Source organism: Bacillota bacterium, from assembly GCA_013178125.1.
In the GTDB taxonomy this organism is placed as follows: domain Bacteria; phylum Bacillota; class SHA-98; order Ch115; family JABLXJ01; genus JABLXL01.
On the sequence record JABLXJ010000003.1, the window covers coordinates 1 to 21,076 of the forward strand.

21 protein-coding genes, 1 pseudogene and 1 riboswitch are annotated in these 21,076 nt (G+C 53.1%); of the genes and pseudogenes, 11 read left to right on the forward strand and 11 right to left on the reverse strand.

The window, feature by feature from the left end:
* The first annotated feature begins 699 nt into the window (after window positions 1-699).
* On the forward strand, window positions 700-1,500 hold the full coding sequence (locus HPY71_03970) for an alpha/beta hydrolase (GenBank protein NPV52663.1): 801 nt from the start codon (window positions 700-702) through the stop codon (window positions 1,498-1,500).
* A gap of 30 nt (window positions 1,501-1,530) precedes the next feature.
* Here the strand turns inward: HPY71_03970 and HPY71_03975 are convergent, their stop codons facing one another.
* The 7 genes from HPY71_03975 to HPY71_04005 all read right to left on the reverse strand — a co-directional run bounded on the left by HPY71_03975 (window position 1,531) and on the right by HPY71_04005 (window position 7,216).
* Complete coding sequence (locus HPY71_03975) at window positions 1,531-2,466, reverse strand: GGDEF domain-containing protein (GenBank protein NPV52664.1); 936 nt, start codon at window positions 2,464-2,466, stop codon at window positions 1,531-1,533.
* 6 nt (window positions 2,467-2,472) lie between these two features.
* A complete protein-coding gene (locus tag HPY71_03980) occupies window positions 2,473-3,336 on the reverse strand; it encodes an HD-GYP domain-containing protein (GenBank protein NPV52665.1) in 864 nt (287 codons plus the stop codon).
* Window positions 3,337-4,786: 1,450 nt separating this feature from the next.
* Window positions 4,787-5,101: a DsrE family protein gene (locus tag HPY71_03985; protein ID NPV52666.1), complete on the reverse strand. Its 315-nt coding sequence runs from the start codon at window positions 5,099-5,101 to the stop codon at window positions 4,787-4,789.
* Window positions 5,102-5,113: 12 nt separating this feature from the next.
* Window positions 5,114-5,464 carry a winged helix-turn-helix transcriptional regulator gene (locus HPY71_03990; GenBank protein ID NPV52667.1) on the reverse strand — a complete coding sequence of 117 codons (351 nt, stop codon included), beginning with the start codon at window positions 5,462-5,464 and terminating at the stop codon, window positions 5,114-5,116.
* A gap of 228 nt (window positions 5,465-5,692) precedes the next feature.
* Complete coding sequence (locus HPY71_03995) at window positions 5,693-6,253, reverse strand: permease (GenBank protein NPV52668.1); 561 nt, start codon at window positions 6,251-6,253, stop codon at window positions 5,693-5,695.
* A gap of 8 nt (window positions 6,254-6,261) precedes the next feature.
* Complete coding sequence (locus HPY71_04000) at window positions 6,262-6,741, reverse strand: permease (GenBank protein NPV52669.1); 480 nt, start codon at window positions 6,739-6,741, stop codon at window positions 6,262-6,264.
* Window positions 6,742-6,829: 88 nt separating this feature from the next.
* The gene (locus HPY71_04005; GenBank protein NPV52670.1) at window positions 6,830-7,216 is read right to left on the reverse strand and encodes a PadR family transcriptional regulator; all 387 of its coding nucleotides are present in this window, start codon (window positions 7,214-7,216) and stop codon (window positions 6,830-6,832) included.
* Between the two features lie 355 nt (window positions 7,217-7,571).
* On the opposite strand from HPY71_04005, the pseudogene HPY71_04010 reads away from it, so the two are divergent.
* A pseudogene (locus tag HPY71_04010) lies at window positions 7,572-8,106 on the forward strand (ABC transporter ATP-binding protein).
* A gap of 66 nt (window positions 8,107-8,172) precedes the next feature.
* Here the strand turns inward: HPY71_04010 and dinB are convergent.
* The 4 genes from dinB to HPY71_04030 all read right to left on the reverse strand — a co-directional run bounded on the left by dinB (window position 8,173) and on the right by HPY71_04030 (window position 11,792).
* Window positions 8,173-9,480: a DNA polymerase IV gene (gene dinB, locus HPY71_04015; GenBank protein NPV52671.1), complete on the reverse strand. Its 1,308-nt coding sequence runs from the start codon at window positions 9,478-9,480 to the stop codon at window positions 8,173-8,175.
* 195 nt (window positions 9,481-9,675) lie between these two features.
* Window positions 9,676-10,455, reverse strand: a complete 780-nt coding sequence (locus HPY71_04020) for a DUF72 domain-containing protein (protein NPV52672.1) — start codon at window positions 10,453-10,455, stop codon at window positions 9,676-9,678.
* 284 nt (window positions 10,456-10,739) lie between these two features.
* Window positions 10,740-11,555 (reverse strand): DNA/RNA nuclease SfsA, encoded by an 816-nt coding sequence (gene sfsA, locus HPY71_04025; protein ID NPV52673.1) that lies wholly within the window; start codon window positions 11,553-11,555, stop codon window positions 10,740-10,742.
* 48 nt (window positions 11,556-11,603) lie between these two features.
* Entirely contained in the window at window positions 11,604-11,792 is a 189-nt protein-coding gene (locus HPY71_04030) for a hypothetical protein (protein NPV52674.1), read from the reverse strand.
* Between the two features lie 616 nt (window positions 11,793-12,408).
* Here HPY71_04030 and HPY71_04035 point away from each other — a divergent pair.
* The 9 genes from HPY71_04035 (at window position 12,409) to thiL (ending at window position 21,067) form a co-directional block, all read left to right on the forward strand.
* Window positions 12,409-12,855: an Rrf2 family transcriptional regulator gene (locus HPY71_04035; GenBank protein ID NPV52675.1), complete on the forward strand. Its 447-nt coding sequence runs from the start codon at window positions 12,409-12,411 to the stop codon at window positions 12,853-12,855.
* Window positions 12,856-12,905: 50 nt separating this feature from the next.
* Window positions 12,906-13,763 (forward strand): DUF438 domain-containing protein, encoded by an 858-nt coding sequence (locus tag HPY71_04040; GenBank protein NPV52676.1) that lies wholly within the window; start codon window positions 12,906-12,908, stop codon window positions 13,761-13,763.
* A 77-nt stretch (window positions 13,764-13,840) separates the two neighbouring features.
* Window positions 13,841-14,194 (forward strand): cupin domain-containing protein, encoded by a 354-nt coding sequence (locus tag HPY71_04045; protein NPV52677.1) that lies wholly within the window; start codon window positions 13,841-13,843, stop codon window positions 14,192-14,194.
* An 807-nt stretch (window positions 14,195-15,001) separates the two neighbouring features.
* Window positions 15,002-15,904 carry a pyridoxal 5'-phosphate synthase lyase subunit PdxS gene (pdxS, locus tag HPY71_04050; protein ID NPV52678.1) on the forward strand — a complete coding sequence of 301 codons (903 nt, stop codon included), beginning with the start codon at window positions 15,002-15,004 and terminating at the stop codon, window positions 15,902-15,904.
* A gap of 5 nt (window positions 15,905-15,909) precedes the next feature.
* Complete coding sequence (gene pdxT, locus HPY71_04055; GenBank protein ID NPV52679.1) at window positions 15,910-16,497, forward strand: pyridoxal 5'-phosphate synthase glutaminase subunit PdxT; 588 nt, start codon at window positions 15,910-15,912, stop codon at window positions 16,495-16,497.
* Between the two features lie 188 nt (window positions 16,498-16,685).
* A riboswitch (TPP riboswitch) is annotated at window positions 16,686-16,888 on the forward strand.
* A 72-nt stretch (window positions 16,889-16,960) separates the two neighbouring features.
* Window positions 16,961-18,292, forward strand: a complete 1,332-nt coding sequence (thiC, locus tag HPY71_04060) for a phosphomethylpyrimidine synthase ThiC (GenBank protein ID NPV52680.1) — start codon at window positions 16,961-16,963, stop codon at window positions 18,290-18,292.
* Window positions 18,285-19,133 (forward strand): hydroxyethylthiazole kinase, encoded by an 849-nt coding sequence (gene thiM, locus HPY71_04065; protein NPV52681.1) that lies wholly within the window; start codon window positions 18,285-18,287, stop codon window positions 19,131-19,133. Before thiC ends, thiM begins: the two co-directional genes overlap by 8 nt.
* Window positions 19,134-19,174: 41 nt before the next feature.
* The gene (gene thiE / locus HPY71_04070; GenBank protein NPV52682.1) at window positions 19,175-19,837 is read left to right on the forward strand and encodes a thiamine phosphate synthase; all 663 of its coding nucleotides are present in this window, start codon (window positions 19,175-19,177) and stop codon (window positions 19,835-19,837) included.
* Window positions 19,838-19,921: 84 nt separating this feature from the next.
* Window positions 19,922-21,067: a thiamine-phosphate kinase gene (gene thiL, locus HPY71_04075; GenBank protein ID NPV52683.1), complete on the forward strand. Its 1,146-nt coding sequence runs from the start codon at window positions 19,922-19,924 to the stop codon at window positions 21,065-21,067.
* The last annotated feature ends 9 nt before the right edge of the window (window positions 21,068-21,076 follow it).

The following is a 21,076-nucleotide window of genomic DNA, read 5'->3' on the forward strand; positions in this document are numbered from 1 at the left end:
GCAACCAAATTTCGACCCGTCCTGAGACCTTGCACTCTCGACCCATGTTAAAACCCTTTTCCTTCTTTAGAAAATTTAACACCATAACGAAGTCCCTACCAATACCTCTCCACCTTTAGTCACTGTTAGGAGCTATCAGCCCTAATATCAGGCGTTAGGCGAACCCCATCGCCGGTTCTACCCAACATTGCTGCCGAACTAGTATCATGCTCATGAGTCGCTTTGTCCTTCAGCTCTGGTGCTAAGGCTGGTCAACCGCGAGGCATCATACCTCCGACTTAGTCGGGGATGATTGACTACTTAGGAGCATATTGGATGATCTATCCAACTTATATTTTCGATATTAATTGACAAAATCCTGCTTTTTTTGGTAAAAATTATTACAAGACCTGATCCCAAAACCTGCGCTCAGGAGGAAGCATTATCGTGGGGGTTATTAAACGAGGAGAGCGCATGAGGTCACCGGTCACATCTCTATTGCTTTTTGCCGGATTAGAACCGCATTGGGAGTCGCCAACATGGACTGCAATCGGGGCCATCGGACAATGGGCAGGCGCCTTGGCGACGACCGGCGCGGTCGTTGTAGTGCTAAAAGCAGCACGAGACGCTACCGCATGAACAAGAGACCGCATAACAGCGTAAAAAGATGAATAGAATTACTAAAAAATGAAGGTTCATCTAAAAGGGGGCTAAACCTCTATGTCATATATTGAGGTTGCCAGGGGTATTCGGCTTTTTTACGAAGACTGGGGTTCAGGGCCGGTTATTCTTTTCCTCCATGGCTGGACTATGAGCCACAAAGTCTGGGCCTACCAAACTTCGGAGTTGGCCTACCGCTTTCGTACAATAGCTCTGGATTTGAGGGGTCACGGAAGTTCAGATAAACCCTTCAGCGCCTATTCTTATCAGGAGTATGCCAATGACATACAAAACTTCATAAGGAAACTGGATTTATGGGAAGTCACCCTGGTGGGTTGGTCCATGGGAGCAGCTATCGGCATAGAGTATTTGAGACTCTTCGGAGACCGGGTAGCCAAGTTTGTATCTGTAGCTGGAGCTGTGCCCAAATATGTGGCTGGCCCTGATTGGCCCTATGGCTTGCCCTTGGATACTATCCAAGCCTGGTTAACTGGTCTACGTCACCAACGACCAGAATTAGCCGAAGAATTTTCTTCAGCCATATTTAAAAGTGATACCGTCGGTAGGATGACTAAGCATTGGATCTGGGAGATAATCATGGAGGCTTCCTGGGTCGCTGCTACACGCAGCTTGATGTCCCTGCGGGACGCCGACCTCCGGGACTTTGTCCCTAAAATCCGGGTTCCAACTGCAATTTTTCACGGCGCCAGGGACGATATAACCTACCTCGAGGCGGCGACATGGATGGCCGCCCACCTTCCCCAGGCCAGATTGATTATATTTACAGAAAGCGGTCATGCTCCCTTCATTGACGAGATTGATAAATTCAATAGAGAAATCGAACGGTTTATATTGGAATAGCACCGACAATCATATTGATGTCTAACGGGTTTACCCCATGCGACCCGGGGCAGCTACCACCCTGTCCTTGCCTTGCTTCTTCGCCCTCCTGAGCGCGTCATCGGCCGCCTGTATCAGGTCGGAGGGGCTATCGGCATCCTCGGGAAAGGTAGAGATTCCAACTGATATAGTGAGTCGCTTGTGTGGGAAGGGGACTGACGCTATGGAAGCCTTCAGCCTCTCGGCTATGGCCCGCGACCTTTCCTTGTCCGTATCGGGCAGTATCACCACAAATTCATCTCCTCCATAACGAGCCAGAACATCTTTGTCCCTCAGATTAGCCTTAATAGCCTCTGATAGAAGAAGCAATACTCGATCCCCCTCAGGATGGCCGTAAGTGTCGTTTATGTCTTTAAAATCGTCTGCATCTATGAAGACTAGCGATAGACATTGAGAGGCTGTCCTTGCACGATTTAGTTCAAATCTCAACCGTTCTTTGAAGTATCCATGGTTGTAAAGCCCGGTGAAGTTATCCCTTATAGCTCCCTCATAGGCTCTCCACAGCTCCCGTTCTCGCCTCCTCAACTTCTCTGCCATAAACCCAACGCAAAGGGAAGCTAAAACTGTGAGCCCGAGCATCAAGAAGGTATCTGCAAATCCAATCCTTCCAAGGTTTATCAAGAGCCTTCTCTTCTCATTCTCTGTAAGGAGGACGACAGCCGTGCTTATAATGGCGTTGGCCAGGCTGCCCTTAAACCCATAGTAATAGGCCAGGAGAATCGCGGGCAGGAAGTAAATATGCCAGATCGTATTTTTAAAGGTCTCTTTACCGCCCTCTCCAAGCTCCTTCCACACAGGAATGACATAAAGGCAAAGGCAGATAAGCCCGATTGCAACGCGTGTAAGCCTTGTGAAATGCCCAGCGGCGAAAACTTGTTTTCCATTCTCGCAAACGTAGGCATTAAAAACCGCTTCTTTGTGGATCATCCATTGCTACCTCCCAAGAGAACCCGCCGCTAAAGGTTCAGCGACCTTATTTGAACAAAAAACAGCTTTTGAGGTTAGCCTTTCCAGGTAATGGCAAAATGTCTCTACAACCTGTGGATCGAACTGGGTGCCGGAGCATCTCTTAAGCTCCACGATAGCCGCCTCTTTCGGTATAGCCGGCCTGTAAATCCGCTCCGAGGTCATGGCATCAAAGCTATCAGCTACGCAAAGGATCCTCGCGCCCAACGGTATGTCTCCATCGTCTATTCTGTGGGGATAGCCCCGGCCGTCGAACCGCTCGTGATGGTGCAATATCATGCGGGCAATATCGCCAAGCCCGGGGATGTCCTGGAGGATCTCATAACCCAGGAGTGGATGTTTTCGTATCTCCGCCCACTCTTCATCTGAGAGCTTACCGGGCTTGTGAAGATACGCCCCGGGGATCCCGATCTTCCCCACATCATGAAGCAGTCCTGCGAGGTAAATAGCCTTTTGCTCAGAAGCGCGAAGCCCCATTGTCTCCGCGATGGACCTTGAGTATTCAGCCACTTTTCTCGAGTGCTCCGCGGTATAGTGGTCGCGGGCATCGAGGGCTTTACTCAGGGCGATGACGGTCCCCAAAAACGTATCCTCCAATTGCTCTGCCCGTTGAAGGGCCATTCTTCTCATCTCTATAAGTTCGTGTATGATAAGCGCCACAAATGAATAGATGCCCCAGGCGAGCAGCAAAGTGAAAATGTGTTCGGCGCTCTTGATGTCCGATGGAACGTCAAAGGTGCGAGCCAAGAGTGGATTTGCCACAAACCGCGCTACCGCACTTATACCTGCGATCCCGAGCCCAAATGGCAGCGAGATGAGGCTTGCAAGCATGATAGGCAGAAAAAAGAGGAAGTCTATGGCGACATTTATGTAGTGCCCCTCTGCAGAGTAATCGATTGCCGCCAGGACTCCCAAGATATTAGAAGCGTGATGAGCTTCATCACGCGGTTATTGAATGTTCTGTCGGTCAGCTTTGAAATCAGCACTTCCAGCATAATTGGCCACCTTTCTAATCGTAGGGATCGTCAGAGATGGAGGCTCCAAATGAGTACGGCTCAGCTGGGTCCATAGTAGACAGATATACACCCTCATGATCCTGGAGCTCTGGCACCACCTGTTCGTCGACGGTGAGCAGGAGATTTTGGCCTTTAACTCTTTCCAGGAAGAAATTTACGATGTTCTTCGTACAATGATCTAAAACGTTTGAGCCTCAACCTCAAGTGATATAATCTATCCGTCTTCATCCTCAGATTTAGCTACCTGCCTAGAAATAAGCCCGAAAGCTACCAGGAAATATATAAGGGCTATTCTCTGTCTTGACCGTTCCTTCGTTCCTCCTACTCCATCGTTAATTCCCATTAGCTACCGTTCCCGTTACTTCTTTATACTTAATAATACTTATAATCCCTCGTATGCTATAGGTAAAGTCACAGAGACTCCAAGAAATATAACTATAAAATAGTCGTCGCCGGGGCTGTGGGTATGTGGTCAACGCGTAGCGTTGTCCAAGCATCTGTAGACCCTGTGGGTAACTCCGAAGGGGTTATCCATAAGTCCACAGATGCGCCATATCCACAGCCCAGGGCTTGAAGTTTTGGGGCTTTCTTGAGACAATGGCCTTAGGTTGGCAGGGGCAGGTCTTGATCCCCCCTGAGGCATAGCGGAATTCCACCGCTACGACTTCTTGTCTTAGACTGCCCCCCTGGTTCCTTGTGTGAACTTCTTACCCGTAAGCTGTCCGCTACCCAGATAGACCCTTATTCTCAGCAGGTAAGGGACGCAGCCTCTATCCGGTGTAGACAGTTCTCATCCCCTGGAATTGACCAAGAGATCAACCGCTTCCCGTTCCACTTTGAGGACCTCCTGTATGATGTTATGTCGCTGCAATATCAGCTAAATCAAAAACCCCTACCAGTACCTTTCCCCTTTATTCCCTGGTAGGAGCTATCAGCCCTAATAACGAGGGTTAAGCGAGCCCCATCTCCGATTGTATCTAATATTTATTACTATTATTTATTACTATCCGCCCATCATAGGGTCTTGTATTAAAATTCGATTAGAGAAGACGGCCTGAACCCCAGGTGTAGAGCCACTAATTGAAAATACATCGTACAGATTATCCAACCTATCTTTCGGTACAAATTGACAGAATCCTGCTTTTGGGTACAAATTTCATTATAAGGCCTGCTCTAAAAACTCGCGCTCAGGAGGAATCGTTGTCGTGGGGGGTATTAAAAGAGGCGGGCGCATAAGGTAGCCTGTCATTAAGAATCGGGATAGCCTAAAAAGTCACAACCCGGTCAGACCATACCACAAGGTTAACCAGGTCCTGCATCGTGGAAAGAGGACATAGCTCGTCGGGATTCTTCTGCCTGAGCTTAAGGCATGAACCGCAGGCTAGAATCTGTCCGCCGGCATCCAAAAAGGCCAGCATTTGTTCACGGACCTTAAATTTCTCATGGGTGATTTCTTCGCATTCAACGCCCTCGCCAAGGAGGAATGTTCTCACCTCGTGACCGTCTTTCAAGGCCTTCTCCCCAAATCTAAAGGCATTCCAGGCTTTTTCTGGATCCTTTGTTTGAATGATCATGCCGATCTTCACTTCATCTTACCCCCGTTCAGTTTTGCCAATTTGCAATATCTTTTGTGTAGCAGAGAGAGTCTCCGTAAGCCTTTCCAGCATCACTTCCCGCATAAGATCGCAGGCCTGAATGATTTTGGGGTTAGCGATTTTATAGAAGACATTCAACCCCTCTTTGCGTGACACAACAATCCCTTTCTCACGCAAGATCGCAAGATGCTGGGAAACGTTGCCTTTGCTGATACCCATCCTGGAGGCCAGCTCATCGACGTGCATTTCGCCTTCTCGGAGCAGGTTAATGATCTGTATACGTCTGGGACTTGCCAGGGCTTTACATACTCCTGCATGGAGCTCAAAGAGCATATCCTCGACGTTCATTTTATGGGTGACACCCCATTAGTTTAGTAATTTATAAATCTCATGTTTAGAAATAGCCTTCTTGATAGTTATTATATATCGAACTTCGGAACATGTAAAGGGGCTCAGCAATATACCGTTCTGCCGTTCTGCGTCGAGGGGTGTAGATGGGTGTTAAGCCACCAGAAAGGCAGCGCTGCAGGGCATCACAGTTGGCTGTACGCTTGCTGCTTAAAGATCCATATGGTTCTAAGGCTGATAGCCTTCTTGATGTTTCTGGTAGATTTTAGATTTCTCTTCTTGCGTAACGAGCCTGTCTATGATAACTGTCATGAGAATAATCCCTGTTACGCTTACGATCCAGCGCGTCAGGGCAAAGGCTGCACCAAGGGCAGATACCTCAAAGAGAAACATGGGTATCTTCAGAGTCGACCAGGCCCCAATGAATATAATCACGTTTGAAAACTTCGCCCCTTTTTTCATCATAACTGCGGCCACTGGGAACGCACCATAGAGAGGGCCCGCAGCGGCGGCACCCATGAAAATACTGAGTGCCACGCCGAGCGCGCCCGAGTGCTCGCCAAGGTACCTTATGATTGTCTCTCTGGGAACCCATACATCCAGAAGCCCTAAAAGGAGGAAGATAGGTGGGCAAACACCAAGCATCTCAGCGAAATTGAAATAGGTATGCCTGAATATCTCCTTTCCCGTCGCGGGATGTAAGACGAGGATGACGATATCTAGAAGCAGGATCGAGAGAAAGTACTTGTAGATCCTGGCAAGACTTTTCAATATTTCCGGGATACGCATGGTGCCCCTCATGAAACCACCATCCCTATGATAAAGGCTGCGATAAAGGAGAATAGGTACGCCAGGGCATTTCTAAGAAATGTTACTTTCTTCCCGAAGTACCTGATCTCAAGGGGAGCCGTCACGAAGCCCACCATCATCAATGTGGATATGAAGACTGCGATCTGCATTATCCCCGCGCCCCTGTCAAGCAGGGACTTGGCGAGTGGGAAAGCCACAAACCCAGGGATCAGGGTAATCGCACCAGCAACGGATGTAAAGAACATACCGAGCATCCCCGTCTTGCTACCGATAAGGCCTGCTACGATGTTTGGAGAGAGAAAGGTCAATACAAGCCCGACGATAGCAAGGACTGTAGCGAAGTCAGGGAGGATATTGAGGAAAGCCCGGAGGCCTTTAACCAGGGCAGCTCGGGTCTTATTCTTATCCTTAACGAAGGATGCGACAAGAAGGCTAATCGAGATTATGTAAAGGACCTGAGTAAACAACGAACAACCACTCCCTCCCGGCTCTTTTTTCAGTTGAATCTATGAAGAATTCCTATAGCTCCGGCCTTCTGTGCGCGGAATGGTTGGATCACTTTGTATCCAGGGCATCATAGCGCTCTAAGAAGGATTTTAGGGTGACGATATTCTGCCTTATCACCTCTACCCACGCCTGGAGCAATTCCTTCCCCTCAGGGGTTACTTCATAGAGTCGCCTTGCCGGCCCTGACCCTGTAGTGTCCCACTCGGACCGCACCATACCATCCTCCTCAAGCCTCCGTAAGTTGCGATAAACCATCCCGGGATCCTGATTCTCACCGTCGAAACCGAAGTCCCGTAGTCGCTCCATGAGATCGTATCCATGGGCGGGTTTCTCCCGCAAAAGTAGGAGAAGGCATGGCTCTATGAACCGTTCAATTCTCGAGCCTGAGTACCTACATCCGTGAGGTAGCTGGCTATGGCAAGAGTGATTCTCCATACGTCCACACATCCCAGGATCACATCCAATCCATATATGTGTTTAAGGCATATAAAGATTTATGATTCTATAATAATTAACATATAACAGAGTGTCAATACCTCCCCTTTATATTGCCAGAACGGCAGAACGGTGAACGGCAGGGTGCGTGTAATTTCTGACCACCTCCACCCCTGGTTGGAGTCGACCGGCAAGAAGCAACCATTAGGAATTGATGAAAGGGGAGGTATAGGACAATTCAAGTAAAGGCGGCCTTCCTTCATTCATTTATATATAACGACTCTCGGCACAATGATGTTCTGGAGGGGGATACTCTACGTTTGGTCCGGGATGTCGCCGGTTGGAATAAGAGCCTATCTTCCCCCAAGAACTACAATTTGAGTACATCTTCAAGTGGTTTGGGAAGGTTCATGCCCTCATTGGGGTAGACTTTGAGGTCAGGCCGGCCGAGATTGTGGGGTTGGTTGGGGATAATGGAGCGGGTAAATCAACCTTGATCAAGGTGCTATCTGGATATCACCTGGCCGATGAGGGTGAGATATACTTTGAGGGAAAGAAGGTGCATATTGGTTCGCCACGCGATGCTATATTTCAAAGCAAAGTTTGTCATATTGGATGAACCCACCATTGCTCTTTCCCTCAAGGAAGCAGAGCAGGTGCCAAACTTTATGAGGCAGCTAAAGAGGGAGGGAATTTCAGTAATTCACATTACTCACAACCTCCATCATGTGTTTCTAGATGCGGATAGATTTGTTGTCCTGAGTCGCGGGAAGAAGGTAACGGATGTCAGAAAAGAAGACACTTCTATAGAAGAACTATCCGAGCTGATAATCAGGGGCGCATCGAGCCAGGATACACAAGATATAGAGGGTCCGGGGAGAAGGGGGTGAGCCTGTGGAGAGGATTTCTATTTCTACCCCTGCATTGAAGGCTGATTTTACGAGGTCCTTCTTTCGTTACCGGTCATTTAGCGTCTTCCTGGTATTGGCAGCCCTGGTAGTGGTGTTTGGTCTCGTTTCCCCCTCCCAATTGAACATTACTCGGGCCCGCATAATCGCATCTTTACCAAATCTATTGTGAATCCTATCCAGAGTTCTATCAACCGCCGCCCGCTTTGCCTCCTTTGGATAATCATCAAACAGGGAGAGCTGTTTCTGATAGCGGCCCCGCTCGATCAGGTTGGATATGCTGACGCCAACAAGCCTGACCTTGCGCCACCTCTGCCAGTTGCGAATAAAAATCTCCCAGGCCTTCTGGGATATCGTCCTATCGGAGTCGGTGAAATTCCCTAGACTCTCGGACCTCGTTATGGTTATGAAATCCTCGTACCGCAGCTTGATCCCGATTGTCTTGCCAAGGTACCCCGCGCTCCTCAGCCTCCTTCCGACCTCATCAGAAAGCCTCAGGATATGCGCCTTCAAAACATCCTGGTCGGCGGTGTCCCTGGGGAGGGTGTATTCATTCGATAAAGATTTGATCGGGAAACCTGTGGGACGCACAGGGGAATCATCCATCCCCCAGGCCATCCCATATAATGCACGGCCCATAACGCCAAACTTTCGCTCCAGGAGATTCAGAGGATATCCTGCTAGCTCACCGATGGTTTTGATGCCCATGTGATTGAGGGCCTTCTCAGTCTTTTCCCCGACCCCGATCAATGCCCTTACAGGGAGAGGCCATATTTTCTCTGGGATATCTTCTCGCCTTATGAAAACCAACCCGTCGGGTTTTTGAAGATCCGAAGCCATTTTGGCAAGGAGCTTGTTCGGTGCGATTCCTATGGAACAGGTGAGGTCGAATTTCCCCTTCATCCGGGCCTTTATGAGACCTGCGATCTCTATGGGGGGGCCGTGTAACTTATCGCAGCCTGTAACGTCCAGGAAAGCCTCGTCTATAGAAAAGGGCTCCACAAGCGGTGTAAAGCTCTGGTATATCTTCAGGATTTCCAATGATACCTCAACATATCTTTGGATGCGCCCTTTGATAAATACGCCTTGAGGACATAGACGCGTGGCCTGCGAGACAGGCATGCCCGCTTTGACACCGAAAGGCCTGGCCTCGTATGACGCCGTGGATACCACGCTCCTGCCCTCCGGGTCGCCGCACACTATGACAGGCTTGCCTTTGAGAGCGGGGTTATCATGCTGTTCGACGGCGGCGAAGAAGGCGTTCATATCAACATGGAGAATATGACGCTCAGGGTTCGGCATGTTCGGCATAGCCGTCACTCCCCATTCCAGGAGATTCGCCGAATCGTCCCGCACTTATACTACCAGAGGTCCGGGAATTTGGCAATATACATCTCTTCCACCATGATTTTTCACCATCTTCACATCCGTCATTCCTGCAACATTCCTACAATCTCCGGGTTAAGCCTAAGCCTAAGCCTAAGCCCTATGCTACCAGACATGAACCAACACTAAGCTATATCCAATGTTAACTGTTAACGTAGGATTGCGTCACGATTGCTTCAACCAGGCCTGTAATATGCTAGCATTTTTTACTGCATGGCCCTTATGACAGTTGTTGAAGAATACGAACGTGATGTCAACGAGGCTATCGAGGTGTTTTATCCGTGGGATCCATTCCTTTAGCTCCTCTTCCGAGTAGAGGTAATTATATCTCTCCCAGGGCTGCTCGTGCTTCCACCACTTTTCGGCATTTCGCCCGTGAAATCTTATATATGCGACCCGGGAAGTAACCTTTATGATCGGGGGGACGAGCCCTCTCAGCCTGGGCTCGTCGACCGCACAGAAGCCGAGACCCTCTGCCTGCAGGACCGCGAATATATCTTCCTTGAGCCAGCTTATATTCCTGAATTCTACCACGATGGGAATCTCGGGGATAAGCTCTGGAAGCCGGCGGATGTAGTCGAGATTTTCGGGGCTATTTTTGAAACCCCAGGGGAACTGGAGGAGAACGCACCCGATCTTCTTTGACTCGATGACCGGCGCTATCCCCATGAGAAACTGTTTGAATGCCTCCTGCGGCGCCTTGAGGTCCACCTCATGGGTCATAGATTTGTGGGCCTTTATGCAAAAGCAAAATCCGTCGGGCGTTTTCCTGTCGAGGGAGGCCATGGTCCTCGCTGACGGCATGGTATAGTAGCTGAAATCAAGCTCTACGGCAGGGAAGCGCGTGGCATAGTGGCGGAGCATGTCCCCGGCCTTTATGCCTGTGGGGTAGAATTCGCCTATCCAATCCTTGTAGCTGAAACCCGAGGTCCCAATCAAGATCATGCTCCGTCCCCCCACCGTGCCTCCTACCTCGCATTAGCACTACCATACTATCATGGTATTTTTTCCATAAATTTCTTCTTTCATACATAATTTTGCATAATTTTATTTCATGATCTCATATCATGATCTCATAGTTCCATATTTGCAAAGTGCCCCCGGATTTCCTGTCAGCAGGTGAGACTCACCTCGCCATTCCTGGCTATGGCCGCCGGGAAGGTTCTGGCATTGGATGCCTTCCCCCACAGGCAATTTCGGTCTAAGATCAGCACCCTCCTGGGACTCCTTCATAGAATCACAGGTATCCTGCGATCAAGCCGGATAGCAGCCGGGGTAACGCAACAGGCATACGCCCATATTTCTACACCTTCTTCTGCCGCCTCCCGTAAGGCCCTGCCGAACTCCGGGTCGGTTGTGTCGTTGGGTGAGAATACATGTGCATCTCCCCGCTGCACGATGAAGATTACGATGGCTTCAAGTCCCCCGGCCACGGCTCTCGCCAGTTCACGCATGTGGCGAGCGCCGCGAAGGGTAGGGGCATCTGGGAATAGCGCCCGGCCTTCTCGCACGAGAGTGACGGATTTCACCTCAATGAGGCAATCCCGTCCCGAGGGCCTGGATAGCCGGAAGTCCAGGCGGCCCTCGCCGTACCTGGCCTCGCGCGTAATGATGGAGTAACCCTCGAGCTCCTTGAAGAATCGCATTTGCAAGGCCTCGAATACAATCTCATTGGGCACGCGGGAATCAACGGAGAGGAGCGTGCCATCGAAATCGACCAGCACGAGATCATAAGCGGTCCTACGGCGGGCGGCCTTACGGGGAGCGGCCGTCTTGCGCCGGACGATACTGCTCGGACCACCCGGCCGCCCCGGAGGCGAATCCGGAGAAGAGCCCACCGGGGCAAGATAGACCCTCCGCCCGGGCACCAGGAGCTCCTCGAGCCGGCCAGGGTCCGCCACATGGGCATATATCAAGCCATCACTGGCATCACCGGCGAAGCTGTTTCCGGGGCGGGGGCGCACGATGGCTAGGAAACGATTCGGCCGGGAGACGAAGATGGTCTCTTTAAGAAGGGAGGCGTTTCGTGTAAATCCGGGCATCATAGCTACCGTTCTTATCTTTTCTTCCCTCCCTTTCCATGTTCCTTATCCTTACTTTTTATCCTTGCCTTGCATTCTTGCCTCGCTGCCCACCCATACCGAGTAAGATATAGAATATAACCTTAGCCTGTATATATTCTCTTCTATATCTCTTCTTCCTCCTTCTTTGCATTGGTGGCCTGCTTGCGCAACGCATCGCACATCGGCGAGGTGTTGGTAACTCACTTTTCCTCTGGCCATTTCCCCGGCACCTCCCTCCAGGCGGGCTGGAACCAATATATCCGATGAATTAGTACATCTGACAGTATATCCCCTCCGAGCTGAAGGTACTGTACACTGCAGTATATCTATGTAAAATGTGCTGCACCATGCAGCATGTCCGGGCGGAATATGCTGCAATGAGTGGCGTAAAGGAGGGTATATACTACAGCATTGATGGGTCTGATGCTACTAATTGCAACACGTCTTTAAAAAGTGTACTAAGACTTGCGGCATATTCTTGGGAAGACATGCTGCAGTATACAGTATGACGGGGGCCAGAGATTACTCATTACGGTGCTCGTTGCGGCACAAGGTTACCTTCGGAAATGGAAATCTATATCATAAGTCGAGGCGTTGATAATAATGAGTTGGTGATAAAAAAGTTAAGGGGAATCTATTTGATTTGGGGGTCTTGACAAAGGGATATGTATATGTATAATATTACTTAGTAGATAAGTTATATTAAACTTTGCTTCATTACTGCATCTCATATTACTCTTTAGATCGGATCTCTTGGCTCTCTATAGACTCTACTTGATAACGTCAGTAGTGTTAAAAATAGTATCAATGCCAACAACATGAAAGGGGATACCCCGTGATTACCAATAAAGTTGAATACCTCTTGCGGATCTTGTTGGATATGTCTGAGAACGCCACCGAGGGATATATATCATCGAAGGATATCGCCGAGAGACAGGGCATTCCCCCGAAGTATATGCCGCAGCTTATGGCGCTCCTGACGGGGAAGGGCTGGGCAACCTCTGCTCGCGGGGCAAGGGGCGGCGTTAAGCTCGCCGTTGACCCGGGGGACATAAACGTCTATGATGTTATCGCTGCCGCGGGGGAGCCGCTCCTTATTAAGCCATGCCTCGAGGGGAAGTTCCAGTGCTCCCTGAAGGAGCTCTGCCCGTTACTCCCCGTTTGGCATGAGGCTCAGCAAAAACTTGATCTCGTGATGCGCCAGACGACTCTGGCAAGCTTGAAAAAGAATATGGAGGATGTGAATGCGAAGGCACCGGAATCAATGAGCCGGAATCAATAGCGTGGGCTGATAAGAGAAAATCTAGGAGAGGACGGAAGGAGGGGCCAGCGATGGCTGAAAGGACCGAAGCTAAAAGGATCGAAAGGGTTGAAAACAAGATCAAAATGTTGGCAGAAACGCTGCAGGGTATTAATGAAGGGACGATTTCTGATGAGGATGCCAGGCGAATCCTCTCGGGCATTGACCCCGTGGAGCTCTCTCTAGCGGAACAGGAGCTCCTGGAGAGAGGGGTCGACCCGCAGGAGCTGAGACGCCTGTGCGAAGTTCATCTGAGGGCCCTGGAGAGGGAGGTCGAGGATCTCAAGGGCAGGGCAGGTGCAGGCCATCCACTATACACCCTGATTTCAGAGCACGAGCTAATCCTCGGGTTCCTGGATTCGCTGGAAGCTGCCACGGGTAGACTGTGGGAGAGCGATTCGTATACACCGGGCGATAAGGATAGCGATAAGGACATAGAGCTGGTCGAGGAGCTTGCCAGGCACCTCGTGGAGACTGAGAAACACCATCGACGGGAGGAGGACGCCCTCTTCCCTGCGCTGGAAAGCCGCGGCATCACCGGCCCAACCAGGGTAATGCGGATCGAACACGAGGAAATGAGGCCGAAGAAACAGGAGCTCCTGGAGCTGGTCCGGCGGGTGAATTCCATGGACTATGAGGAATTCAAGCACAGGCTCAGGGAAATTGCATCATTCATCGTTTTCCACCTCCGCGACCATATCTTCAAGGAGAATACAATCCTCTATCCAGCGGCTTACAGGGCTATCCGCGAGCCCGGCGCCTGGAGCCAGATCGCGAGGAAGTGCGATGAAATAGGATATTGCTGCTTCACGCCCGGGGCTACCGCGGGCGAGGGCGAGCGAGCTCCGGGCGGGCATATGGTTCATAGTTGCTGTATTAGTATGATCTGATATGCCTATATATTACCACAGTTTAATAGACTAGGGACTTAATAGTTACAGAAGCAAACAAGGAGGAAGGGTGGATTATGAACACGTTACAAATCATCAAAGTCGAGGAGCTTCCAGTCACAACATCACCGCGCGGGCCAAAGGTTCGCAAGGTGCTATCCTCTGAGGACGTAGCCATAATGAACGTGGTGCTGGAGCCAGGGGAGACCCTGCCAGCTCATGTGACGCCTGTGGATGTATTCTTCTATATCCGGTCCGGCTCCGGCACAGTCATTATCGGCGACGATGAGGGAGAGGTTTTTGAGGGGGATATCGTCGTAAGCCCCAGGGGCATTCCCCATGGCCTGAAGGCGAACAAGTCTGAGACCTTTAGTGTCCTCGTCGTGAAGACGCCAAACCCCGAAAAGCCCCATTTCGAGCGGGCCCATTGACCGAAAATAGGCCGACGCAAGCCCCTTTCCTTCAGACATGGGGATAAGGCGGCCGCTCGGCCTCTCCATCCCCCTTTACAACGTGTACGAAAGGTCATATAATCATGGCGGAAGGATAAAAAGTCTGCCTTCGGGGCACGGTGAGGGGAGTATCTGGCGTCAGAGAGCTAGCATCGCTCGCTCCCCAATTCCGGACCGGCGGTGATGCCTCCTCGCGAGGACGAGCCCGTCAGCCTCAACGGTGGAGCCGGTGGGAATCCGGGGCCGACAGTAAAGTCTGAATGGGAGAAGGGTCATAGAACAGGGAATGAGTCAAGATTCATTATAGGGAAACTGGCCTGGCGAACTGGCGAGCCCTGGCCCTGGAGAGCTGGTGGATGCCGAGGCGCACCCCGGGCTCTCTGGACCGGATGTTAACATAACATATGTTATGTGTTATGTAGGTTGCGATCTTGAATCCCGCGAGCGGAGAACGTCCGGGATCACATCGTCAGGAGAAGCAGCCAGGGTGGGTGGATGCCAGAGAGCTTGCCGGTGATCTTGGGGGCTACCGTGGTGGCCCGGAGGTGCTTTGAGCAGGGGAGTTCCCTAGAGAATCTTAATGAGTTCCTTGAGATCATGAACCAATTCCCAAAAACGTAATTGATATCCCGGAGGCGAACTCCGGGATTATCTTTTCATGTGAACTTTTGTGTCGATCTGACGGACCGTAGCGGAACCTATCCCATAAAATTCATCTCATGAAATCCATCTCAATTGATATCCATTAAGGAAATAAATTCAAATAGAATGCTGGAGGTGTTTTCCATGGTGCAGGATGGAAACGAACGAGCGACAGGAACGTGGACGGTTAAAAAGGGCATGGCAGAGATGCTCAAGGGCGGGGTCATAATGGATGTAACCACCCCCGAGCAGGCCAGGATCGCTGAAGATGCTGGAGCCGTGGCCGTGATGGCGCTCGAGAGGGTGCCGGCGGATATACGGGCAGCTGGGGGAGTGGCCCGCATGGCGGACCCGGCCGTCATTGAGGCGATCATGGAGGCGGTAACTATCCCTGTTATGGCCAAGGCGCGCATCGGGCACTTCGTGGAGGCCCAGATTTTGGAGGCCATAGGTGTGGACTATATCGACGAAAGCGAGGTGCTGACGCCGGCGGACGACAAATTCCACATCAACAAGCATGCCTTTAAGGTTCCTTTTGTATGCGGAGCCCGGAACCTCGGCGAGGCGCTGCGGAGGATAGGCGAGGGTGCCGCCATGATCAGGACTAAAGGGGAGGCGGGCACAGGGGATGTTATCGAGGCCGTCAAGCACATGCGCTGTATGATGGACGAGATAAGGCGCGTGTCTGGCTTGCCAGAGGAGGAGCTGATGACTATCGCAAAGGAGATTCAGGCACCCTATGATCTCCTGGTGGAGGTCGCACGGACGGGCAGACTTCCCGTGGTAAACTTCGCCGCAGGCGGCATCGCGACACCCGCGGATGCGGCGCTGATGATGCAGCTGGGGGCGGATGGCGTCTTCGTGGGCTCGGGGATATTCAAGTCGGAAGACCCTGCAGCGAGGGCGAAGGCCATAGTTGAGGCGACCACGCACTACAATGACCCGGAGGTCCTGGCGAGGGTTTCAAAGGGGATCGGAGAGGCCATGCGCGGTATTCATGTAGGCAGCATGAGAGAGGAGGAGCGCATCCAGACGCGCGGCTGGTAACAAAAATGGGAGCAGGGATTGCAGGAATTAAGGTAGGTATTCTGGCATTACAGGGTTCATTCATAGAGCACGCCCGGAGCGTCGAGATGTGCGGCGCCCGGGCCGTGGCGGTTAGAAAGCCCGAGGATCTCGAGGGCGTGCGCGGGCTGATCATTCCGGGCGGGGAGAGCACAACGATAGGCAAGCTAATGGCCCGCTATGGCTTGGATCAGAGGATACGGGAGCTTGCAGCCTCCGGGATGCCAATATACGGCACCTGCGCTGGCCTGATTCTCCTTGCAGGGCACGTTTTATCGAGCTCGCAGCCGGTCCTTGGAATGATGGACATCACGGTCATGAGAAACGCCTATGGACGCCAGGTGGAGAGCTTCGAGGCGGACCTCCGCATCCCGGCCATCGGCGAGGCCCCTTTCAAGGGGGTATTTATCCGGGCTCCCCGCATCGAGGCGACGGGCCCGGAGGTTGAGGCGCTCGCGTATCTTGATGGGAAGGCCGTTCTCGCGCGGCAAGGGCATTTCCTGGCATCGAGCTTTCATCCGGAGTTGACGGGCGATTTGAGGATACACAGCTACTTCCTAAGCATGGCATCGTGATGGCGATGCACGGCACCCGACGGATTTTATAGGAAAGGGAGCAGGAATCTGGTTTTATTTGTCGAATTTATATTTGAGCATTTGAGTTTAGGGCAATGTACAAGAGCCCGCCGGATTTTCGGATAGCGAGAGTACCGGGGACATAAGTAAGTTAAATCAGGTGTCACTGCCGGAAAACTGAATAGCGCAAGGATCACTGGGGGAGCTTCTACTGCTGCGAGGCTGAGAATGCAGGGGCAACCTGCTCACCCCTTGAACCTGATTTACGCCGGGTGACGCGCCGCAATTGCCCTGCGAGCAATCCTGCAAGGAACGCGGAGGGCGACATGCGAGGCGCCACAGCATCCGGTGTCTGGGTAATACCAGCGTAGGGAAGTGATTTCGTTGAGTTGAAACGGAAAGAGAGATGCGAAACCGCGAACCGTAACTGGTCCGCGGTTTTATTTTGCTGGAGGTGAAAACATTGACGCAACTTGAAATGGCAAGAGGCGGCACCATAACCCGGGAGATTCGGATGGTTGCTGCGAAGGAACATACCGCACCGGAGGAGATACTTAAGGGGGTGGCCGGAGGGACGATCGTAATCCCCGCGAACCCGAATCATGCCGGACTTGACCCCTGCGGCATAGGATCGGGGCTCCGTACAAAGGTTAATGCCAATATCGGCACGTCTGAGCATTACCCGGCCATGGAAGCGGAGGTAACCAAACTCGAGGCCGCTCTTGCGGCTGGAGCGGATACCATCATGGATCTCAGCACTGGCGGCGACATCGACACGGTAAGGCGGGGTTTGCTTGAGAGATGCCGTACCCCGTTTGGGACGGTGCCGATCTACCAGGCCGCGGTGGAGGCAAGGGCCCGGGACGGCGCGATCGTGGCCATGAAGGCAGACAGCCTCTTTGAGGTCATCGAGAGGCAGGCCAGGGATGGTGTGGATTTCATGACGGTCCACTGCGGCCTTACGATGGAGAGTCTGGAGAGGATGCGCAGGCAGGGGAGGGTGACCGACATCGTGAGCAGGGGTGGCTCGTTCATCGTTGGGTGGATGCTGCACCACGAGAAGGAAAATCCCCTCTATGAGCAGTTCGATCGCCTCCTGGATATATCCCTGCGATATGACATCACCCTGAGCCTCGGAGACGGATTGCGGCCAGGCGCTATAGCTGATGCCACCGATAGGGCGCAGGTTCAGGAGCTGGTCATCCTGGGGGAGCTCGCCCAGAGGGCGCGGGATGCGGGGGTCCAGGTGATGATCGAGGGGCCCGGGCACATGCCGCTTGACCAGATCGAGGCGAATATGCGCCTTGAGAAGCAACTCTGCCAGGGAGCGCCGTTTTACGTCCTGGGGCCGCTGGTTACGGATGTGGCGCCGGGATTTGATCACATCACCTCGGCTATTGGCGGGGCCCTTGCCGCAAGCTTTGGTGCTGATTTCCTCTGCTATGTGACCCCCGCCGAGCACCTGCGACTGCCGACCCTGGAGGAGGTGCGAGAAGGTGTCATCGCCGCCCGGATCGCAGCCCATGTGGGCGACCTCGTGAAGGGGGTCAGGGGGGCGGCGGATTGGGACAGGGAGATGTCAAGCGCCCGCAAGGCACTTGACTGGGGGCGCCAGATCGAGCTGGCCATAGACCCTCAAAAGGTTGAGAGCTGCCTCGCAGGCGATGCACTGCCGGAGGTTGGAGAGGGCTGCACGATGTGCGGTCCCTACTGTGCGATGAAGCTGGTGGAGGGTTTCCTCACCGCACGAGAGACAAAAGATACAAGAGATAATGGAGGTCTGCACCATGAATGATATTCGTCTAAACGATTCCTACCTGGACAAGATAGCCGGCATTCCCGAGCGCATTCGCCGCGAGCGACCGCTCATCCACCACATTACCAATATGGTTGTCATGAATGATACGGCCAACATCACCCTCTTCGTAGGAGCCTCCCCGGTTATGGCCCACGCTGCCGAAGAGGTGGCGGAGATGGTGGGCATGGCGAGAGCCCTGGTATTGAATATAGGGACGCTCACTCCTGGGCTTGTGGATGCCATGTTGATCGCCGGAAAACGGGCAAACGAGCTCGGCGTGCCCGTTGTCTTGGACCCTGTTGGGGCAGGGGCCACCAGGCTGCGGACCGACAGCGCCCGGAGGCTCCTCGCCGAACTTAAAATAGATATCCTCCGGGGCAATGCTGCCGAGGTCTCTATCCTGGGAGGCCGCCGCGCCGAGGTGAGAGGCGTTGATGCGGCCGGCGTCCAGGGAAATACCGCGGAGATAGCCCGCGACGTAGCAAGGGAGTACGGGCTCGTAGTCGCGATCACGGGCAAGCGCGATTTTGTCTCCGATGGCGACACGATAGCGGCCATTGACAATGGCCACCCCCTCATGGGAAATCTCACGGGGACGGGCTGCATGTCAACCTCAATCGTGGCCGCGTTCGCGGCGATAGAGATCGACCATATGTTGGCGGCGACGGGCGCCCTGGCGTTGTTCGGCGTGGCCGGCGAGCTGGCGGCGGAGAAGTCTCTCGTGCCCGGCAGCTTCAAGACGGCCCTCTTCGACGAGGTTTACAATATGAGCGAGGATACCTTGCGAGCAAGGGCAAGGGTGCAGGTATTCAAGGCTTCGGAGGCGGATAAGCTTTGAGTGGGAATGCATTGAAACGGAATAACCCGGACCTGGTTAGTTTGAATTTGAACAGGGATATATGGGACCTATATGTAGTTACCGACCGGAAGCTCGCGCATGGCCGCTCCCACGAGGTTGTGGCCAGTGCAGCCGTCGCCGGGGGCGCGAGGGTGATCCAGCTCCGCGACAAGGAAATGACGACGAGGGAGCTGATCGATACCGGCCTGAGGCTCAAGGAGATAGTCCACAGGGCCGGCGGGATACTCATAATAAACGATAGGGTGGATGTTGCCCTGGCCATCGACGCGGACGGGGTGCACCTGGGCCAGGAGGATATGCCTCCTAGACTCGGAAGAAAGATGCTGGGGCGCGAGAAGGTCATCGGGGTATCGGTCTCCACTGTAGAGGAGGCTATTTCTGCTGAAAAGGATGGCGCCGATTACCTGGGAGCAAGCGCGATATTCGCCACCCCGACAAAGATCGATGCGGCTCCCATAGGGATCGAAGGCTTGCGGAGGATATGCGAAAGCGTGCGAATACCCGTGGTGGCCATCGGCGGGATGAATAAAGGCAATGTCGAGCAGGTTATACGGGCGGGAGCTGCGGGAATCGCCGTTGTCTCCGCGGTGGTCAGCGCGCCTGATGTAAGTGCTGCCGCGCTGGAGCTCCTGCAGGAGGTGCGCAGGGTTAAGGCGAGCATGATAGCCCCCCATGCCCCATAGGCGGCAGCAACGGAGGGTGAGAATACCATCTCGAGAATGAGGGCGTTTTTAGTAAGATAGAAATCTGCTTTGGGGGTGGCCGGCTTGCAAATCGGAGAAATAGGGGAATTCGGGCTCATCAAGCGGATTACGCAGGGTGTTCTTCCTGGACCCGGCGTGGTGGAGGGGGTAGGAGACGATGCCTGCGTTCTCGATGTGGGCGGCGACTTGCGTCTCCTGGTTACGATTGATATGCTTGTAGAGGGGAGCCATTTCCTCAGGGACAAGATCACCCCCTACCAGCTGGGCAGGAAGGCCCTGGCCGTCAACCTGAGCGATATAGCTGCCATGGGCGGGCTGCCAAGATTCTTCTTGGTCAGCATAGGCGTTCCCTCTTCGCTGCCCGTGGAGTATGTGGACGAGGTCTACCGGGGCATGAAGGACATGGCTACCCGCTGGGGAGTTAGCCTAGTCGGCGGGGATACCGTCCACTCGGAGATCACGGTTGTCGACGTTACCGTGCTTGGCCTGGCCGCGGAGAACGAGATCCTCCTGCGCAGCGGCGCCCGGCCCGGCGACATAATCCTGGTGACAGGCCACCTCGGCGCCTCTGCGGCGGGGTTGGGGCTCCTGCTTAGTTCAAGGGACGAGGAGATGGGCAAGGACCTGGGCGGGGAGATAAGTTGTAGAGACGCAAGGCCAGCCAGCCAGGTGTCGGGATCGGATGAGGGCGGTTGCAGTCCCGGAAAAGTCGGTGGGAGCTATGAGCCGGCCTATCCCCGTGGTTATGAGAGGTATGAAGGGCGCGTACTGCAGGCGCATCTAGAGCCCGACCCCAGGATAGCTGAGGCACGTGTGATCGCCGGGACAGGCAAGGCTACATCCATGATAGATATAAGCGACGGGCTTGCGAGCGAAATCAACCACATCTGCGAGCGAAGCTGCGTTGGAGCCCGGATACTGGCCGATCGCATTCCAATTGACGAGGCAACGCTGGCCGTGGCCAGGTCCCTGGGTAAGGATTCTCTGCGCTGGGCTCTAACTGGCGGAGAAGACTATGAGCTTCTCTTTACGGTGCGGCCAGGCGCGGTGGACGGCATAATCAAGGCTGTGAGGGAGGAAACTGGAACGCAGGTTACCGCTATCGGCGAGATCCGCCCGCGGGAGGAAGGCGTATCGCTCGTCCACCCCGGTGGGGAAGTTCAAAGGCTTGAGGCCCGGGGGTTCAATCATTTTATAACCCATTCATAGCCTATCTCA

Bases quoted from the DNA above. Each gene is read 5' to 3' on its own strand.
- HPY71_04040 (NPV52676.1), top strand. From the start codon at position 12,906: ATGGCTGAAAGGACCGAAGCTAAAAGGATCGAAAGGGTTGAAAACAAG.
- HPY71_03995 (NPV52668.1), bottom strand. From the start codon at position 6,253: ATGCGTATCCCGGAAATATTGAAAAGTCTTGCCAGGATCTACAAGTAC.
- HPY71_03975 (NPV52664.1), bottom strand. From the start codon at position 2,466: ATGATCCACAAAGAAGCGGTTTTTAATGCCTACGTTTGCGAGAATGGA.
- thiM (NPV52681.1), top strand. From the start codon at position 18,285: ATGAATGATATTCGTCTAAACGATTCCTACCTGGACAAGATAGCCGGC.
- HPY71_04045 (NPV52677.1), top strand. From the start codon at position 13,841: ATGAACACGTTACAAATCATCAAAGTCGAGGAGCTTCCAGTCACAACA.
- pdxS (NPV52678.1), top strand. From the start codon at position 15,002: ATGGTGCAGGATGGAAACGAACGAGCGACAGGAACGTGGACGGTTAAA.
- pdxT (NPV52679.1), top strand. From the start codon at position 15,910: ATGGGAGCAGGGATTGCAGGAATTAAGGTAGGTATTCTGGCATTACAG.
- HPY71_04020 (NPV52672.1), bottom strand. From the start codon at position 10,455: ATGATCTTGATTGGGACCTCGGGTTTCAGCTACAAGGATTGGATAGGC.
- HPY71_03970 (NPV52663.1), top strand. From the start codon at position 700: ATGTCATATATTGAGGTTGCCAGGGGTATTCGGCTTTTTTACGAAGAC.
- HPY71_04005 (NPV52670.1), bottom strand. From the start codon at position 7,216: ATGGAGAATCACTCTTGCCATAGCCAGCTACCTCACGGATGTAGGTAC.
- HPY71_03990 (NPV52667.1), bottom strand. From the start codon at position 5,464: ATGAACGTCGAGGATATGCTCTTTGAGCTCCATGCAGGAGTATGTAAA.
- HPY71_03980 (NPV52665.1), bottom strand. From the start codon at position 3,336: ATGCTTGCAAGCCTCATCTCGCTGCCATTTGGGCTCGGGATCGCAGGT.
- HPY71_04030 (NPV52674.1), bottom strand. From the start codon at position 11,792: ATGGCCAGAGGAAAAGTGAGTTACCAACACCTCGCCGATGTGCGATGC.
- sfsA (NPV52673.1), bottom strand. From the start codon at position 11,555: ATGATGCCCGGATTTACACGAAACGCCTCCCTTCTTAAAGAGACCATC.